This is a genomic window from Parapedobacter brassicae, from assembly GCF_051400755.1.
Lineage (GTDB): Bacteria > Bacteroidota > Bacteroidia > Sphingobacteriales > Sphingobacteriaceae > Parapedobacter.
Genome location: NZ_JBLFFL010000002.1, coordinates 1 through 16,637 on the forward strand (window position 1 = coordinate 1; position 16,637 = coordinate 16,637).

A 16,637-nucleotide genomic window follows, 5' to 3' on the forward strand; every position below is an offset into this window, starting at 1 on the left:
GAGACGGAAAGGAAGATCGCAGAAAGCATCCGGGTTTACAATGAAGTAAGACCCCATGCCAGTTGTGATTACCTCACTCCCCGGCAGGCGCATCTCAGGGCAGGGACCCTGCCCAAACGGTGGAAAAACAAAAAGAAGGAATTTACTCTTGTATAGCTCAGTCAGAATTAACAATTTGCAGGGTATAATCCAACCAGGAATAACAGATCTCAGTGTATAATTAATTCAGGATTTATTTATTAACCTGTATAGCTATATCAGGATAAGACATAGTTCCTCCTTTCTACCGCCTTTTTTCTGCCTTTCTTCTGCCAGTGTTCTCCCATAACGCGGCCCCCGCTTGGGCTGTATGCGGGCCGTACGCGGGTTTTTCTCAGATACGCCCCGAGCGAGCCCCAAGTGGGGGACGGGAGATGGCGGGAAAACGGCAGGAGAAAAGGGGAAGTTCGTCAGGAGAAAATGAAGAGCCAAAATAAAGTTACTTATCTTTGGCATGATGCGGACTCATTTCAAAAGCAGGAAAGACCCCTTGTTCGGGGTGGTTATCTTGGGTGCGGCACTTACGCTGTTGGTTGTCTCGTTGACGGGTTTGGTCAATGGTAAGTTTGAGGGTGCTGTGGACGTATTTGGGTTGATGCTGATGGTGCCGGCTATGGTATTCATGTTTTGGCTGTGGTTCGATACCCACTATCGAATAAATGACGCGTTTGTTTATTTCCGCTCAGGCCCGTTTCGTGGAAAAATCCCTGTGTCATCGATACGTGAAGTGGTTGTAGGCACAACCATGTGGGTTGGATTCAAGCCTGCGTTAGCCCGGAATGGCGTGATTGTGAAATATAATAGATATGATGATATCTATTTTTCGCCGGATAATAATGACACATTCATCGACGCGTTACTGCATATAAATCCGGAAATACGGATTGTTGGCAGGACGGATAACGGACTTGTACAGTCATAGGGCGGTTTCGCTTTCAAATTCTGCATCCCTATGCCGCCGTGCTTTTTCGCCATAGGGTTGCCGTTAGGGAAAAACTCGGGTTGGTGCGCTACTTTTTCTTACTTTTGATGTACCGTTGCACCTATTTTGCTGCCGATGGCTGATACGAATATCCCTGTGACCCTGGATTTTTATGCCTTATTCACTTTGTTGGGTATTGCGCAAGGTCTTTTCCTATCGTTGTTTTTTCTCGGTTCTGCCAATCGTAGTAAACCATTCAATGTCTTTCAGGGGTGGATGCTGGTCTGTATGGCCCTCAGCCTGCTGGAGATTTTCCTCCTGTATACGGGGTATATTGCCGAGGTATTGTTTCTGGTGGATTTTTCCGAAACCCTCAGCCTGCTGATTGCCCCGTTGTTCTATTTGTCGGTAAAGTCGCTTTTGAAGGGAAGAATCAGCAGGGGTGAAATCGCCGTTCACTTGGCCTTGCCTGCCGCGTACCTCCTGTCATCGCTGCCTTACCTGTTTTCTTCGGAGGACATCAAGTTCAATGCATGGGTGGCCTCGTATGACCTGGATTATCCCCTGAGGGAAATCGTTCTGCCGTGGTGGTGGTATTCTCCCTTTTTCCGCCTGACTATTTACCACACCGATATCCTAGTGCCTTATTTCGGTATTTATTTTTTGATGGCTTCGTGGTTGCTCGTCAATGCTTTCAGGCATCGGAATGAACGATTGCTCGCACCGAAAACACAGACACTCAAGACGGCCCGGGCATCGGCTATCCAGTTTTTTGTGGTGCTGCTGATCATCATCGTTGTAAAATTACTGAATCCCCACGATACGGGCGACCAGATTATCGCAACCTGCATTTCTCTGAGCGTTTACTTTACGAGCTTCATTGTGGTCAAAAATTCCGGTTTCTTTAAGCAGGTGCCGCTAACGGAAGATGTAAAATATAAAAACTCGAATTTATCTTCCGATGACAAGGTACGGATAGCCAATCTGCTATCCCGGATGATGGCGGAGGGCAAGCTATTTGCCTCGGCGGACATCAGCTTGGCAAAACTCGCTACCGAAATCCGGAGCACCCCTCATGTGGTCTCCCAGGTGATCAATGAACAATTCGGCAAGGGCTTTTTCGAGTGGATCGGTGAATACCGTATCCGGGAATCCAAGGTGCTGCTGAAACAGCATCCCAACTATAAGATCGAGGAAATTGCCGATCGGGTGGGGTACAGTTCCAAGTCCTCATTTAACACCGCCTTCAAGAAAATCACCGGTACGACACCTTCGCAATATCGGCAATCTCAATAAATCAGCGTTCGACTTTATAAAAGCGAACGCCGTACCGATAAAATCGCTCTTTCCGGGTGATTGAAAGTGTTTTCTTTGGTGAACAATTCAAAGAAAATGAAAACTGCATTTACATCGACACGGAGACACGACCTGGATTGGTTGAGGTTTCTGGCCATTTTGATTCTCTTGTTTTTCCACACCGGTATGTGGTTCAATACCTTCGGCTGGCACGTCAAAAACGCGGAGTTGACACCCTCATTTGATTATTGGATGATCTGGCTGCATTTCTGGCGCATGCCGCTGTTATTGTTCATTTCTGGCGCGGGTACCTACCTCGCGCTAGGCAAACGCTCGCCGCGCCAATTCGCGGGCGAGCGTATCCGAAAGCTGTTGATACCGCTGGTATTCGGGATGCTCGTGGTCGTTCCCCCACAGATCTACTTTGAGTACATCGGTAAGTACGGCAACTATTGGGATTTCTATAAGACGGTGTTCGAATTTGCCCCCTATCCGGGGGGCAGCTTCAGCTGGCACCACTTGTGGTTCATCCTCTACCTATTGATATATAGCCTGCTGGCCCTACCGTTGCTGCTGTTTATGAAATCGCCGCGTTCCTTAGGCTTCAAAACCCTGCTTTACCGTGTGCTGGGTGCCCCCTGGGGGATGGTTGGGATACCTTCTGGGTTTATCTTACTGACGCAGGTATTGCTGCGCCCTTATTTTCCGGAGGAAACGCATGCGCTGGTGGACGACTGGGCCTTTTTCACGTTCTACGCCTGTTTTTTTCTGCTGGGCATGTTATTTTATTCGACCCCCCAGCTGTGGGAGACGGTGCGGCTGAACCGGAAGTACCTGTTGGTTGCGGCTTTGCTGATGTTGATCCCGTTTTATGGATGCTATCTCCATATGCGCGGAGTCATCGCTTTGCCCATGACCGCCCGTGAGGCGGAGGTGGTATTCGATGTATCGGCTATCTTCCTGAGTTGGTTTACGGTAATCACGGTGGTAGGATATGCCCAGCAATACCTGAACCGCCCCCATCCCTGGTTGAAGCACGTAAACGAAGGGCTGTATCCCTTTTATATTTTGCACCAGACGGTGATTATCTGGATCGGCTATTACATCTGCCAGTTGGATTGGGGAATCCTGGCAAAATTCTGTGCCATCAGTTTGCTGACCCTCGTGGGTTGCATTGGGTTTTACCTGCTGTGCATACGTCCGTTTAACGTGATGCGGTTGTTGTTTGGGATGAAGTGGAAAGATTAAACGTCAGCTTCAACACGGCCATCCGCCCGCGCAGGTCATACCGGTTGTAGCCGAATTGATTGGCCGAGAGGCTGTAGGTCTCATATTCGGTGATGTTGGCCAGGTTCGTCAAGTTCAGCTCAATATCCGTATTCCACTTATTGAGTTTATAGCGGATGTTCGCATCAGCAAAGAAGTAGCTGACATCTTCCAGCTGCTGCTGGCTCATATACTGGTGGCGACCGCTGAGGCGCAGGAACGTATTGCGGAAGGGCGAGTAAAGCAGGCTCACCGACTGGTCGTACCGTCGGATCTGCCGGTCGGGCATGGTCACGACGGTTTCGCCCGATATCAGTTTGCTGGTCGTCCAGGTGCCCGTGCCTTCATAACTGAGGCTGATGCGATCCCAGAGGCGGGCTTCGAAGCTCGGCGTGACGCTGACCGATACGTTGTTGAAGGGGAGCAGCTGGTCATTGAGCAGCTGATTGAAGCGGGAGGTGCTCCAGGCTCCTTTCAATCCTGCCGTAGCCCCCAAAGCGAAGATGTACTTGCTGATGCCCGCATTCGTGCTGAACGTGCTTACATTATTGTCATAGGGCAGCAGTACGGTATTCATGATGTTATCGGTCACTACATTGGATGCAATGGTGTTGCTCGTCGTATAGCTGTAGTTGATACCCACATTCATAAACAGCATGCTGATGTTGCGTTGGAAATGATAGTTCAATCCCATGTTATGGCTATTGCGCTCTTCCAACGGGGCATCATTGGCTCGCAGGCTGCGGTAGTTGGAGAGGATGGCCCCTTGGTATACGCTGTTGATGTTGCCCATCTGGTTGTTGTAAACGTAGTTGAACGAGAGGTAATCTTCGGGCGTGGTCATGTATTTGGCCCGAAAAAGGGGGTTGAACAGCAGGCGTCCGCTTTTTTCGTCGAGCGCAAAGCCCGTATCTTTATAGGTGATATGCTGCCAGGTAAATGGCAAGGAGAGGAGGGCCTCCCACCGGCCGCCCAGCTGCAGTTCATAGGTAGCGCTTAACTGGGCGTTGTGCCGTTGCCATTCCAGGTTATTGCCGGAGCTCTCCGTGTATGGGAGCTGTTCGCCAGTGGCTTGGGTAAGCAGGAGCTGCGAGTGGAGCTGCTGCCATTCGTTGAGGGTGCTCAGTCGGTAGTTTTGCATGATCAATCCATCAGGGATCCTGTAGCCTACCGACAACGTGTTGAACCAAGTGGGTGTCTCGGTATACTGCTGTATGCCATCAAAAGGCTGACCGCCGTTCAGTATAGCTGCATTGATGCCGGGCTGGATGTCCAGCGTCTGCGGACGATTGAAATGGTTGAGGTACCAATTAACGCTGAGGATATGTTGATTATGCAATGCAGGTAGGTATTCCAACTGATTGGAGAAGTCGCGCACGCGGTTGCGAAGCTGCTGCGTCATGTCCATTGCGTTGCTAGCCAGTGTGGAACTGCCGGTTTCGCCCGAATAGCCGATTTTGAGTGCGTTGTTGAAGTAATACGTTTCTTTGTTGGCCTGCGCGTTGAGCGAGACATCCACCAAGAAAGGGCTCCGGTCGATTTGCTGGATTTCACTGTACTGGATGGTGTCATCGGCGAGGTAAAGGTCGTTGGCGCTGTAATAATCCATGTCATTGTTATCCAGCAGTAATCCGACGTTTGATTTCAGTTGCAGCCCATTCTTGAGGTTGATGAGATTGTTGGCGTTCAGCGAACCGGAGTTGTTTAAATAGTAGCGGCTGGTGGGCAGTGCGGGATTGCCTACCGTGCCGGACGATAACAGTTCCGCGGGGCGCGTATTGCCCAGACCGGAGAGCCTGCCCGCTTGGTTGAATGCGGTGAAATCCGTGGCGAGGTCGGTGCCGACGTTGTTTGCCTTGCCTACGTTGAGCATCTTGTATTTCTTGTTAAACAAGATGGCGTTCAACTCGCTGTCGTATTGACCAGGAAGCCCGCCCCCCGGTTTGGCCTGTCCGGTAAGGTCCAGCTTGGCCTCGTCCTTGATTTTAAGATTGAGGGCTACGTTTTCGCTGAGTGTCTTGCCTTGCAATACCTTGAGAGGCTGATGGTTTTGCATCACTTCCACGTCCTGCACCATGGCATGTGGTATGGTCTTGGTGCCGATGGCATATTTGTCGTCCAGCAGGTCATCTCCGTCCACGTAGAAATTCGATATCGCCTTGCCGTTATATTTGATCTGTCCGCTTTCATCCACTTCCATACCCGGCAGGCGTTTCAGGACGTCGCCGATCGTGCGGTCTTCCGCCTTGGTGAAGGAAGCTACATCATAGCTCAACGTGTCACCCCGGAGACTGATTTTCGGTCGGCTTTTGACCTCCACTTCGGCCAGATCGATGGCTTGCGCTTCCATCAGGACGTCATATCGGTGCTTGTCGGCAATCAATGGTAGGGTAACTTTTTTATACCCCAAATGATTGATCTCGATTGACAACTCCGTGAGCGCGGCCGTATCGGGCCATGCCAAGGTGAATGCCCCCGCATGGTTGCTGGTATGGAACGCCAGCACACGCTGCTGCTTGTTTTTGACCATGACACTGGCGTATGGCACGGGCTTGCCGTCCTTGGTATTCAGCGTTCCAGTGATCTGCCTGTTTTGAGAAAAAGCCATAGCAGACCAACACAATAGGAGTATAAAGGGAGCGAGTATCCGCATAATTTTTAGTATCATTTATTTTGCTCTATCCACCCATCACTGATCATCAACCACCCATCACTGATCATCAACCACCCATCACCGACCACCCTCCAATTCCAAGGGGTTATTCGGGCGCTTGATCTTGCCTTCTTTCATGGCCATCTCGCGCATGGCGCTGAACTCTTCCGGTGTCAGCTCGCGGCCATTTTGGTCTTTCATGACGATTTTCCGTTCCATCTTGGCACCTGCTGGTGCATTGACGCCACGCATGGCATTGGCCATGGGGTTTTTGTCAAAGGCCGCTTTTGCCTTGGCAAATTCCTTGGCTGTGGCGGTCGCCGCATCCTTTGGGAGGGCGATATCGATGCGCGCACCTGTTTCTTTATCGAAGCCTGCATACCGGAAGATCACTTCCTTTCGACTGTCCTCTGCTTCGAGGATGAGTCCGGGTAACCCATGGAGTTTCCAAGGGCCATACGGAAATGGCAGTTCGGTGGTGAACCATGCGGTGTATTCGCGACCACCAAACGTGCCGGTTGCTTGCTGGCATTGATATCCGCCGATCGTCTTGGTCTCCTCACCGATCTGCCAATCGATCTGTGGGTAATCTTGCGGAATAATATAGGTGCTGGTACCCAGGCGATCGGTGAGGAAGGCTTTGCCTGCCGGTGGAAAAAGGTAGAGCATTTCATTGGATAGATTGGGGGAGCCGACAAAAAACCGGTTCATGCCGTTCCGTGCGTTGATCTTGGCGCCATCGGCCTGCTGTTTTTCTTCCATATCCTTTTTCATTTTCTCCAAGGTAATCGCCAACGTGAAGCTGTTGTACATCGTGGATTGCTGGCCGATATAGAGCATCATCTCTTCCTTACGCGGATTGTCTCGGAAGTTGGTATCATCAATATGTACGAATTCGTACTTGATGTGGGCCAGTGCAGCATCGGCTTCTTGTGCGCGGCCCGCTGTCGTGAGGCACGTCAGGATACTGCCTACCCATGCCGCTGTGATAAAATTTGTTCTTGTATTCATTATCTTGTATGATGTGTAACTGATTATGTTTGACAAAAATAAGAAGGCGGTGCCCTGTAAGGCGTGTTTTTACTGTTAAGCAGTGTTAACAAATGCCAGTTGTGTTAAATACTGTTAACGTCTGTTAACTGGTGTTATATTTAAGCATTACCTGTTTTCAATACCTATCAGGTTTCATAGTTTTGTATGATGTCTAAGAGGATACGCTTCATCGTCGTGATTGTCACCTGTTCATTGGTGGGTATACTTCTTTTTCAAGGGTATTGGCTAGCTAATTCCTACCAGCTTTCTGCCCAACAATTTAATCGAGACGTGCGGGAGGCGATGAGGCGACTGGAGCGCAGCCACGTGTTGGCTGATCTGGAAACCATGGGCTTCCTGTCAGACAGTACCGGAAAAAGCGATACCGGCCGATTAGCCAAAACGGTGGATTTCCTCCTATCGGGTCCGCAACCACCGCTAAATGGGATGATTGGCGAACGGTCCAAAGACCGCAGGTTCATCAAGCAATCAAAGGTGATGGTTACGTACCTGGATGATACAGCGGATGCCCCTCGAGGCATGAGTTTGGATAGTGTATTGACGTTGAGGACCCACGTTGGCGATTCGGTGATCCGGATGCGGACGGATAATCGGCCGGGACGGCCATTGACGATCAATGATACGACCCATGATTATACCACGGATGAATTTTCGGCGTTGAGCGGCGCATTGGCGCGCGAGGTAGACTCCTTGTTGCAGGCGGTGGGAATCGGTTCTGTTTTTGCCGTTAGGTTGAGTAATCTCAGCGGGCATGGTGATACCTATGTGTCGGACAGTACGTTCTTCGGGCGGCAACTTCCGGTAACCGCTGTCGACGTCAAAGTAGGATTGCGCAAGCCTTACCGCCTGACGCTGGCCATGGGCAATGATATCGGCTACATCTTGCGCGATATGCTTTGGGTGTTATTGGCATCGCTGGCCATCGTCGGAATTACCGTATGGGCGTTTATGGCCATGCTTCGCACGATTTTTCAGCAAAAGCGGCTATCCGATATCAAGAATGACTTTATCAACAACATGACACATGAATTCAAAACACCGATTGCTACGGTGTCCTTGGCAGTGGAAGCCATGAAGAATTTCGACGTCATCAACCGGCCCGAGCAGGCGAAGGAATACCTCGATATCTGCGAGCATGAACTGAAGCGGATCTCGGTGATGGTCGAAAAGGTACTGAAAATGGCCGCATTTGAACGAATGGACCTCAAGTTATCCCTACAGAAGACCGATATGGGCAAGCTGGTGCGCGATGTGGTCGAAAACATGCGGCCGCAATGGGAAAAGAAGGCAGCGAAACTGTCCATCCGACCGGAGAACAATCGCGTGGAAGCGATGGTAGACCCTACGCACTTATCGAATGTGGTATACAACCTGATCGATAACAGCCTCAAATACACGGCTAGTACGCCTGAGATCGAAATTGCTTACGACTTGATCCACGACGATCAAATTCAACTAACGGTGAGCGACAATGGCATCGGTATCCCTCCGGCGTATCGTGAGCGGGTGTTTGAGAATTTCTTCCGTGTACCGACAGGCAATATCCACAATGCCAAGGGCTTCGGCCTTGGATTGGGGTATGTGGCAGCCATCGTTCAAAAACACCGGGGAAACATTAACGTTAAAAGTGCGGCGGGCACGGGTAGTGTATTCACCATTACATTTCCGGTAGATCCGCAGCGCGATCGATCCAATTAACCCGAAAGATGATGCAACAGACCGGATTGCTCAAGGTGCTATTGGCAGAAGACGAGCCCTTTTTGGGAAAGATCGTGAAGGAGAGTCTGGAATCAAGGGGGTTTAATGTGCTGTGGGTGCAGGATGGATTGAAGGCTTACTCGGCATTTCGGACATTCGATCCGGCCATTTGCATCTTTGACGTGATGATGCCGACCAAAGACGGGTTCACGCTTACGGAAGATATCCGTAAAGTGAACGATCGGGTGCCCATTATCTTCCTTACCGCTAAATCATTGACCGAAGATGTCGTAAAGGGATTCGAGCTGGGCGGCAATGATTACCTGAAAAAGCCATTCAGCATGGAAGAACTCATTGTGCGGATGAACGCCTTGTTGAATAGGCCTGTCAAGCAACAGCTCACGGCTGTTGAACAATTTACGATCGGTAAGTACACGTTTAACAGTGCGTTGCAGGAACTTGTCTCGGATGGGGAGGTGGTGAAGCTCTCCTTTCGGGAGTCGGCCCTGCTTAAAATGCTGATTGAAAACAAAAATCAAGTGCTGGACCGCAAACTGGCGTTGGATTACCTCTGGGGAGATGACAGTTTTTTCAATGCGCGGAGTATGGATGTCTTTATTACCAAATTGCGCAAACGCCTGAAGAATGATAGCGACATTGAAATCGTGAACATCAGGGGAATCGGGTACAAATTAATGGTTGACGAACTTTGAACGAAACCTGCATGAGCCGTCACTCAGCAAAGGATGAAAAAAGGGGTAACCAGTTAAGGATACCCCTTTTTTACAGATTTTTCAATCCGGTTTTGAGATACTGATCTTACAAAGAATCAGGTGCCAAAGAGTCGATTGAATCGATTGCTGAGTCAGCCACAGAATCTACAGAATCAACCATAGATTCGATTTCGTTTGTCAATGAATCAGCTGTTTCTTCGCTTTCAGAAGTAGTCGTGTTACAAGCAGCGATCGCTACAGAAAGAGCCAAACCTAAAAAACCGAACTTAAATGCATTTTTCATGTTAACTTTCTTTTTTGGTTAAAACAAATTTGTTTATTTATCCCTTAATACACGGCTATTAGAAAAGGTAACCCAAAAATTTTAAAAAAGTCGGAAATATCGTACCTTGTGGACCATGGTAAACCTAGAATTTAACCAGTATGAGGATTTTAATAAGCAGGCGGCTGCTGAACTGAAAAGTCGGCTGAAAAAGGTTTATGCGGGTGGGGGAGCGGTGGCCGCGGAAAAGCAGAAAGCCAAAGGAAAGCTATTGGCGCGCGAACGGATTGCGTACCTACTGGATGCCGACCGGCCATGGCTGGAAATCGGTGCATTGGCAGCGGACGGCCTGTATGCCGAACACGGCGGTTGCCCTTCGGCGGGTGTAGTGGCTGGTATTGGCTATGTAGCGGGGCGGCAATGTGTGGTCGTGGCTAACGATGCAACGGTAAAGGCGGGGGCCTGGTTTCCGATGACGGCCAAGAAGAATCTGCGCGCACAGGAGATCGCCCTGGAAAATCGGTTGCCGATTATTTACCTGGTGGATTCTGCGGGAGTGTACCTGCCCTTACAGGATGAGATTTTTCCGGATAAGGAACACTTCGGCCGCATCTTTCGGAACAACGCCCGGATGAGCAGCGAAGGAATTGTGCAGATCGCGGCCATCATGGGCGCCTGTGTGGCGGGCGGCGCATACCTGCCCGTCATGAGTGACGAAGCGATGATGGTGGAAGGGACGGGTTCCGTGTTTTTGGCCGGGTCGTACCTCGTCAAATCGGCCATCGGCGAATCGGTAGACAACGAAACGCTTGGCGGGGCGACTACGCACTGCGAAATTTCGGGGGTGACAGATTATAAACATCCGGATGACAAGACCTGCCTGGATGCCATCCGCAACATCATGGGAATGCTGGGCAAGCCCCAGGATGCGGGGTTTGACCGCATAAAGCCCGCCGCTCCGAAACGGGATGAGCGGGAAATCTATGGAATACTGCCATCATCCCGTGAAAAACCCTATGATACCAAGGAAATCATCCTGAGGCTGGTGGACGATTCTGAATTCGAAGAATACAAGGCCCTGTATGGAAAAAGCATCATCTGTGGTCTTGGCCGTGTGGACGGCTGGGCGGTGGGTTTCGTGGCCAACCAGCGCAAGGTGGTAAAGACCAAAACAGGGGAGATGCAGTTCGGCGGCGTTATCTATTCGGATGCGGCCGACAAGGCTACGCGCTTCATCATGAACTGCAACCAGAAGAAAATCCCGCTGGTGTTTTTGCAGGACGTGACGGGTTTCATGGTCGGCAGCCGTGCCGAGCAGGGGGGAATCATCAAGGACGGCGCCAAGATGGTCAACGCCGTGGCGAACTCCGTGGTGCCGAAATTTACCATCGTGATGGGTAATTCTTATGGGGCGGGCAACTATGCCATGTGCGGCAAAGCGTATGATCCGCGGCTTATCGTCGCTTGGCCGTCGGCGAAGATTGCGGTGATGGGCGGTGCACAGGCCGCCAATACGCTGTTGCAAATCCAGACAGCATCCTTGAAAGCAAAAGGAATGGAAACTGACGAGGCAGAAAGAGCGGTATTGCTTGAGGAGATCACGGCGCGGTATCACGAGCAGACGACACCCTACTATGCTGCGGCACGACTATGGGTGGATGCCATCATCGATCCCTTGGATACCCGCAAGGTGATTTCCATGGGTATTGAGGCAGCCAATCAGTCGCCCATCGAGAAGCGGTTCAATGTGGGCGTGATACAGACATGAATGGTGGTTGGTGATGGGTGACCGGTGGTGGGTGTTCGGTGACGAAATTATTGAACTATTAGAAATAAAGCATGATGTTTTCAAAAATCAAAAAAGCTTATCAACTGTTCAAGAGTATAGATTTTGAGCAACTGGACAAATTATCTCGGAAAATTGACTTGCCCATGGCAATGGAATCGTTCGCGAAGTTGGACGATAAACAGCTCAGCGGCCTGATGAAAATGCTCGAAGGTGGGAAACCTAAAAAGGAACTGCCACCGATCAATGGCGACTTCTATGAGCTTCACTTGCGGCTCAACGAAGAGGACCGTGCCCTGCAACTCAAGGTACGGGAGTTCATGGAACGTGAAATACGCCCCTTGGTCAACCATTATTGGCTCCGCGATGAATTTCCCTTCGAGATCATCCCCAAGTTGGCTGAGCTGGATATCTGCGGCCTCACCTATGAGGGGTACGGCTGTGCGGGCAGGTCATCGTTGATGGAAGGCATCATCGCGATGGAAATTGCCCGGATAGATGCCTCCGTGGCTACGTTCTTCGGCGTGCAAAGCGGGTTGGCCATGGGTTCGATCTACCTATGCGGATCGGATGCGCAGAAGGAAGAGTGGCTGCCGGCCATGCAGCAGATGAAGCTAATCGGCGCTTTCGGCCTCACCGAACCGGAGGTCGGCTCAGGGGCGGCGGGGGGCTTGACAGTAACCGCGCAGAAGACCGAAGCTGGCTGGGTACTCAATGGACAGAAAAAGTGGATCGGCAACGCGACCTTTGCGGATGTGACCGTGATCTGGGCCAAGGACCTTGCCGATGGCGAGGTGAAAGGCTTTTTGGTGCGCAAAGGCACCCCAGGGATCGAGGTAGAGAAAATAAAGGGCAAGATGGCCCTGCGGATCGTGCAAAACGGACTGATCACGCTGACGGATTGCGTGGTGCCCGAAAGCGACCGCCTGCAACAGGCCAATACCTTTAAAGACACGGCAAAGGTGCTGCAGCTGACACGGGCCGGTGTAGCGTGGATGGCAGTGGGGTGTGCACAGGGAGCGTACGAAAATGCACTGGATTATACGCGTAAGCGCAAGCAGTTTGGTAGGCCCATCGCTTCTTTTCAGCTCATCCAAAACCATCTGGTGGAGATGCTGTCCAACCTCACGGCTATGCAGACATTGGTGTATCGGCTTTCCGAATTGCAGGACGGCGGGATGCTGCGGGACGAACATGCTTCCCTGGCAAAAGTGTTTTGTACGCTCCGCACACGAGACATCGTAAGCAAGGCGCGCGAAGTGATGGGGGGCAATGGCATCCTGCTCGAGTACGATGTGGCCCGTTTCTTGGCCGATGCAGAGGCCATTTACTCATACGAAGGCACGAAAGAGATCAACTCACTGATCGTTGGCCGGTCGATTACCGGGTTCAGCGCGTTTGTGTGATCCTTATTTTTTCTTCTTCGCCTGTCCCTGCTGCTGACGCATGTAGTCTTCCATGCGCTGCTGAAACTTCGATTTTTTCTGACCATCCACGGGCTTTTTCTTTTTGTTTGCCTCAATGATGGATAGGATCTTGTCATCGTTGATCATGTTGCGGATGAGCAACTGCTGGCCGAAGGTGATGACCGTGGATAGGAAATAATAATAGTTCAATCCCGCGGGGAAGCTGTTCAGTACAAAAAGAAAAATCAGCGGCATGAAGTAACCGATGTATTTCATCTGCCCGGTGGCTCCTGTAATGGAGTTATTGTACCACGTGGAGAGCAGCGTAGCGATCGTCATCAGGATACACATCAAGCTGATGTGGTCCATACCAATGAGGGGCAGCGGTGCAAAGGAGATGGGCGAATCGTATGTGGATAAGTCTTTTACCCATAGGAAGCTCTCGCCCCGCAATTCAAACAAATTGGGGAAAAAGAAAAAGAATGCAATCGTAAACGGCATTTGAAGGATCAGCGGGATACACCCCCCAAGTGGATTGACACCGGCCTGCTTATAGAGTTTCAGATACTCCTGTTGCAACAATGTCGGATTGTCTTGCCCTACCTTTTCCTTGATCTGGTCCATTTCGGGCTTGAGCACCCGCATCTTGGCCATGGATACATACGACCGGTAGGTGAGGGGCGATAGCACCAGTTTCAGCATCACTGTCAGGATCAGAATGACCAGGCCGTAGCTCCAATTGAAGCTATCCAAGAAATTAAATACCGGAATGGTAATGAAACGGTTGATCCACTTCATCGGTCCCCAGCCCATGTCAATTTGCTCTTCGAGTCCTTGGCCATGCGCTTTCAATACGTTGTATTGGTTTGGCCCGAAGAAAAAATGCATGGGGTAGGTGTTAATGTCCTGGCGGCTGAAGTCAAGCTGCAAATTGGCGGCAAACAGCTTAACGATATGGTCTTCTACACTGGTATATACATTCACCTTGCCACCGTCGAAACCATTATCGGCAACCAATACATTCGAAAAAAAGTGTTGTTTAAAAGATATCCATTTGACGTTTTCGGCGAGTGTTTCCTCGTCGTCCTCGGTGGTATTCAGGTGGTCTACTTCACCGTCCGTGAGCGCATAATATAAGGTAGACCGCTGGCGCTCGCTGTCCATGTCCTTTTCCTTTTGCGAAAGCGCGGCCTCCCAATTGAGCACCAGTTGTTTTTCGGTGGGAGCAACCACCTCCTGCATCCCCTTGGTAATAATGGTAAAGCCAAGTGTATAGCCGCCGCCCTTGATGGAATACACATAGTCAATGTACTGATCAGCCGCGTACGACAGCCTGAACGTGACGGAGGCCGAGTCTTGTCCCACGACCTGTATATCCTTGCCTTCCGTCGTGAAGTAGAGGTCGTTGGTCGTGATATTTTTTCCGGCGGACGAGAAAAAGAGGCCGAATTTATTTTGTTCGCCATCAAAGAGCATCAGCGGTTGGCTGTCATAGGTCTTTTCATCCTTCAGTTCGACCGATTTTACACGGCCGCCTTTAGTGCTGATCACCGCACGGATGTGCTCGTTTTCGAGCGTGATCGTTTTTTCTTCGCCAGCGATGGCTTGGCCGAAAGGACCGCGTAAGCGCGCCGAGTCAATGATGGGTGCCGTCTTCGCCACGGCGGCGGTGTCTATTTGCTCAATGCCTGTTCGGGCAAGGGAATCCTGTAATTGGCGTTCCCGTTTGAGTTCTTCATCCGAGGGCTGCAACAAATAAAAGGAGCCCGCGATGATGATGAAAATTAAAACGAGTCCGGTGATTGAATTTTTATCCATTTCTTAATATACGCTATTTCTGCTTGGCCGCTCTGCTTTTGCTATAGGCTAAGGAAGCGGCTACAAAGCTAACAAAAAGTGGGTGAGGATTTGCAACTGTCGACCTTAATTCGGGGTGAAACTGTCCCGCCACGAAAAAAGGATGATTTTTGAGCTCTACGATTTCGACGAGGTTGTTCTCGGGGTTGATGCCCGACGCAACCATTCCGGCGGCTTCGTATTGGGTTAGGTAATCGTTGTTGAACTCATATCGATGACGATGCCGTTCGGATACCTTGGTTTTTCCGTAGATAGCTGCAGCTTTAGTGCCCTTTTTGAGTTCGCACTCATAGGCGCCCAACCGCATTGTACCGCCCATGTTTTTGACCTTTTTTTGCGCTTCCATGAGGTGGATGACGGGATGTTTGGTTTTCGGATCCATCTCGTAGCTGTTGGCATTTTTGAGTTTCAGTACGTTGCGTCCAAACTCCACAACGGCACACTGCATGCCGAGGCAAATGCCGAAGAAGGGTATATTTTGCTCCCGGGCATAGCGGATAGCAGCCAGCTTGCCTTCCAATCCCCGTTCGCCAAAGCCGGGGGCTACCAGCACCCCGCATACACGCTTCAGTTTTTCTTCTACGTTGCCATCATTTACGCTCTCCGCCGCCATCAGTTTTATTCTTACCTTGCATTCGTTCATGGCACCGGCGTGAATGAACGCTTCATTGATGGATTTATACGCATCGGGCAGCTCGACATATTTGCCGACCAACGCAATGGTCACTTCGGCAGTGGGGTTTTTCAGCTTGCCCAAGAACACCTTCCAAGTTTCCAGGGCAGGCTCGTTTTTCGTAGAAAGCTTGAGTTTCGTCAGCACCGTTTTGTCTAACTGCTCTTTCAGCATGAGCAACGGCACATCATAAATGGATGGCGCATCGATCGATTCCACTACCGCATTGACATTGACATTGCAGAATAGGGCGAGCTTCTTGCGGATCTCGGCATTGAGGTGATGTTCGGTACGGCAGACCAATACATCCGGCTGGACACCGTATTCCAGTAACGTTTTTACGGAGTGCTGCGTAGGTTTGGTTTTGAGTTCACCGGCGGCGGCCAAAAATGGCACGAGTGTAAGGTGGATGACCAGCGAATTGTTGCTGCCCAGTTCCCAACGCAGCTGCCGCACCGCTTCAACAAAGGGGAGCGATTCAATATCGCCTACCGTACCACCAAGCTCGGTGATGATGATATCATATTGGCCGTCTTTGCCCAATAGACACATTCTCCGCTTGATTTCATCCGTGATATGGGGGATGACCTGTACGGTTTTGCCCAGGTAAGCGCCTTCGCGTTCCTTATCGATGACGTATTGGTAGATGCGCCCGGTGGTGACGTTGTTGGCCTGGGATGTCGGGGTGTTGAGGAAACGTTCGTAGTGGCCAAGATCGAGGTCGGTCTCTGCGCCGTCTTCCGTTACATAGCATTCGCCATGCTCATAGGGATTGAGTGTGCCCGGGTCAATGTTGATATAGGGGTCGAATTTCTGGATGGTTACTTTGTAGCCACGTGCCTGAAGCAGCTTGGCCAAAGACGCCGAAATAATACCTTTTCCCAACGACGAGGTGACGCCGCCCGTAACAAAAATGTATTTAGTCATGACAAATTTGGGTGTTTTTATACGTTGTCTATGGCAAAAAAAGCTTCGAACATCACGTTTGTGTA

Annotated in this window: 13 protein-coding genes; 7 read left to right on the forward strand and 6 right to left on the reverse strand. The window is 50.6% G+C overall.

Annotated features, from left to right (window positions below):
* Window positions 1-252: 252 nt before the first annotated feature.
* Complete coding sequence (locus ACMGDE_RS05570) at window positions 253-495, reverse strand: hypothetical protein (RefSeq protein WP_436831781.1); 243 nt, start codon at window positions 493-495, stop codon at window positions 253-255.
* Window position 496: 1 nt separating this feature from the next.
* On the opposite strand from ACMGDE_RS05570, the gene ACMGDE_RS05575 reads away from it, so the two are divergent.
* From ACMGDE_RS05575 to ACMGDE_RS05585, 3 genes are all read left to right on the forward strand, one after another.
* A complete protein-coding gene (locus ACMGDE_RS05575; protein ID WP_436831782.1) occupies window positions 497-961 on the forward strand; it encodes a PH domain-containing protein in 465 nt (154 codons plus the stop codon).
* 135 nt (window positions 962-1,096) lie between these two features.
* Entirely contained in the window at window positions 1,097-2,257 is a 1,161-nt protein-coding gene (locus tag ACMGDE_RS05580) for a helix-turn-helix domain-containing protein (protein ID WP_436831783.1), read from the forward strand.
* 96 nt (window positions 2,258-2,353) lie between these two features.
* Complete coding sequence (locus ACMGDE_RS05585; RefSeq protein WP_436831784.1) at window positions 2,354-3,505, forward strand: acyltransferase family protein; 1,152 nt, start codon at window positions 2,354-2,356, stop codon at window positions 3,503-3,505.
* Here ACMGDE_RS05585 and ACMGDE_RS05590 read toward each other — a convergent pair.
* Together ACMGDE_RS05590 and ACMGDE_RS05595 are read right to left on the reverse strand one after the other, a co-directional pair.
* Entirely contained in the window at window positions 3,462-6,131 is a 2,670-nt protein-coding gene (locus ACMGDE_RS05590; RefSeq protein ID WP_436831785.1) for a hypothetical protein, read from the reverse strand. The genes ACMGDE_RS05585 and ACMGDE_RS05590 overlap by 44 nt on opposite strands.
* 123 nt (window positions 6,132-6,254) lie before the next feature.
* On the reverse strand, window positions 6,255-7,187 hold the full coding sequence (locus ACMGDE_RS05595) for a GLPGLI family protein (RefSeq protein WP_436831786.1): 933 nt from the start codon (window positions 7,185-7,187) through the stop codon (window positions 6,255-6,257).
* Window positions 7,188-7,376: 189 nt separating this feature from the next.
* Between ACMGDE_RS05595 and ACMGDE_RS05600 the strand changes: the two genes are divergently transcribed.
* Entirely contained in the window at window positions 7,377-8,927 is a 1,551-nt protein-coding gene (locus tag ACMGDE_RS05600) for a sensor histidine kinase (protein WP_436831787.1), read from the forward strand.
* 8 nt (window positions 8,928-8,935) lie between these two features.
* The gene (locus tag ACMGDE_RS05605) at window positions 8,936-9,640 is read left to right on the forward strand and encodes a response regulator transcription factor (RefSeq protein WP_436831788.1); all 705 of its coding nucleotides are present in this window, start codon (window positions 8,936-8,938) and stop codon (window positions 9,638-9,640) included.
* A 106-nt stretch (window positions 9,641-9,746) separates the two neighbouring features.
* On the opposite strand, the gene ACMGDE_RS05610 is transcribed toward ACMGDE_RS05605, so the two are convergent.
* Complete coding sequence (locus ACMGDE_RS05610; RefSeq protein WP_436831789.1) at window positions 9,747-9,944, reverse strand: hypothetical protein; 198 nt, start codon at window positions 9,942-9,944, stop codon at window positions 9,747-9,749.
* A gap of 115 nt (window positions 9,945-10,059) precedes the next feature.
* Here ACMGDE_RS05610 and ACMGDE_RS05615 point away from each other — a divergent pair, with 115 nt between their 5' ends.
* Together ACMGDE_RS05615 and ACMGDE_RS05620 are read left to right on the forward strand one after the other, a co-directional pair.
* Entirely contained in the window at window positions 10,060-11,691 is a 1,632-nt protein-coding gene (locus ACMGDE_RS05615; protein ID WP_436831790.1) for an acyl-CoA carboxylase subunit beta, read from the forward strand.
* Window positions 11,692-11,765: 74 nt separating this feature from the next.
* Complete coding sequence (locus ACMGDE_RS05620; protein WP_436832469.1) at window positions 11,766-13,115, forward strand: acyl-CoA dehydrogenase family protein; 1,350 nt, start codon at window positions 11,766-11,768, stop codon at window positions 13,113-13,115.
* Between the two features lie 3 nt (window positions 13,116-13,118).
* Here ACMGDE_RS05620 and yidC read toward each other — a convergent pair whose 3' ends face one another.
* Both yidC and pyrG read right to left on the reverse strand, forming a co-directional pair.
* The gene (yidC, locus tag ACMGDE_RS05625) at window positions 13,119-14,933 is read right to left on the reverse strand and encodes a membrane protein insertase YidC (RefSeq protein WP_436831791.1); all 1,815 of its coding nucleotides are present in this window, start codon (window positions 14,931-14,933) and stop codon (window positions 13,119-13,121) included.
* Between the two features lie 13 nt (window positions 14,934-14,946).
* Entirely contained in the window at window positions 14,947-16,572 is a 1,626-nt protein-coding gene (pyrG, locus tag ACMGDE_RS05630; RefSeq protein ID WP_436831792.1) for a CTP synthase, read from the reverse strand.
* Window positions 16,573-16,637 lie beyond the last annotated feature (65 nt).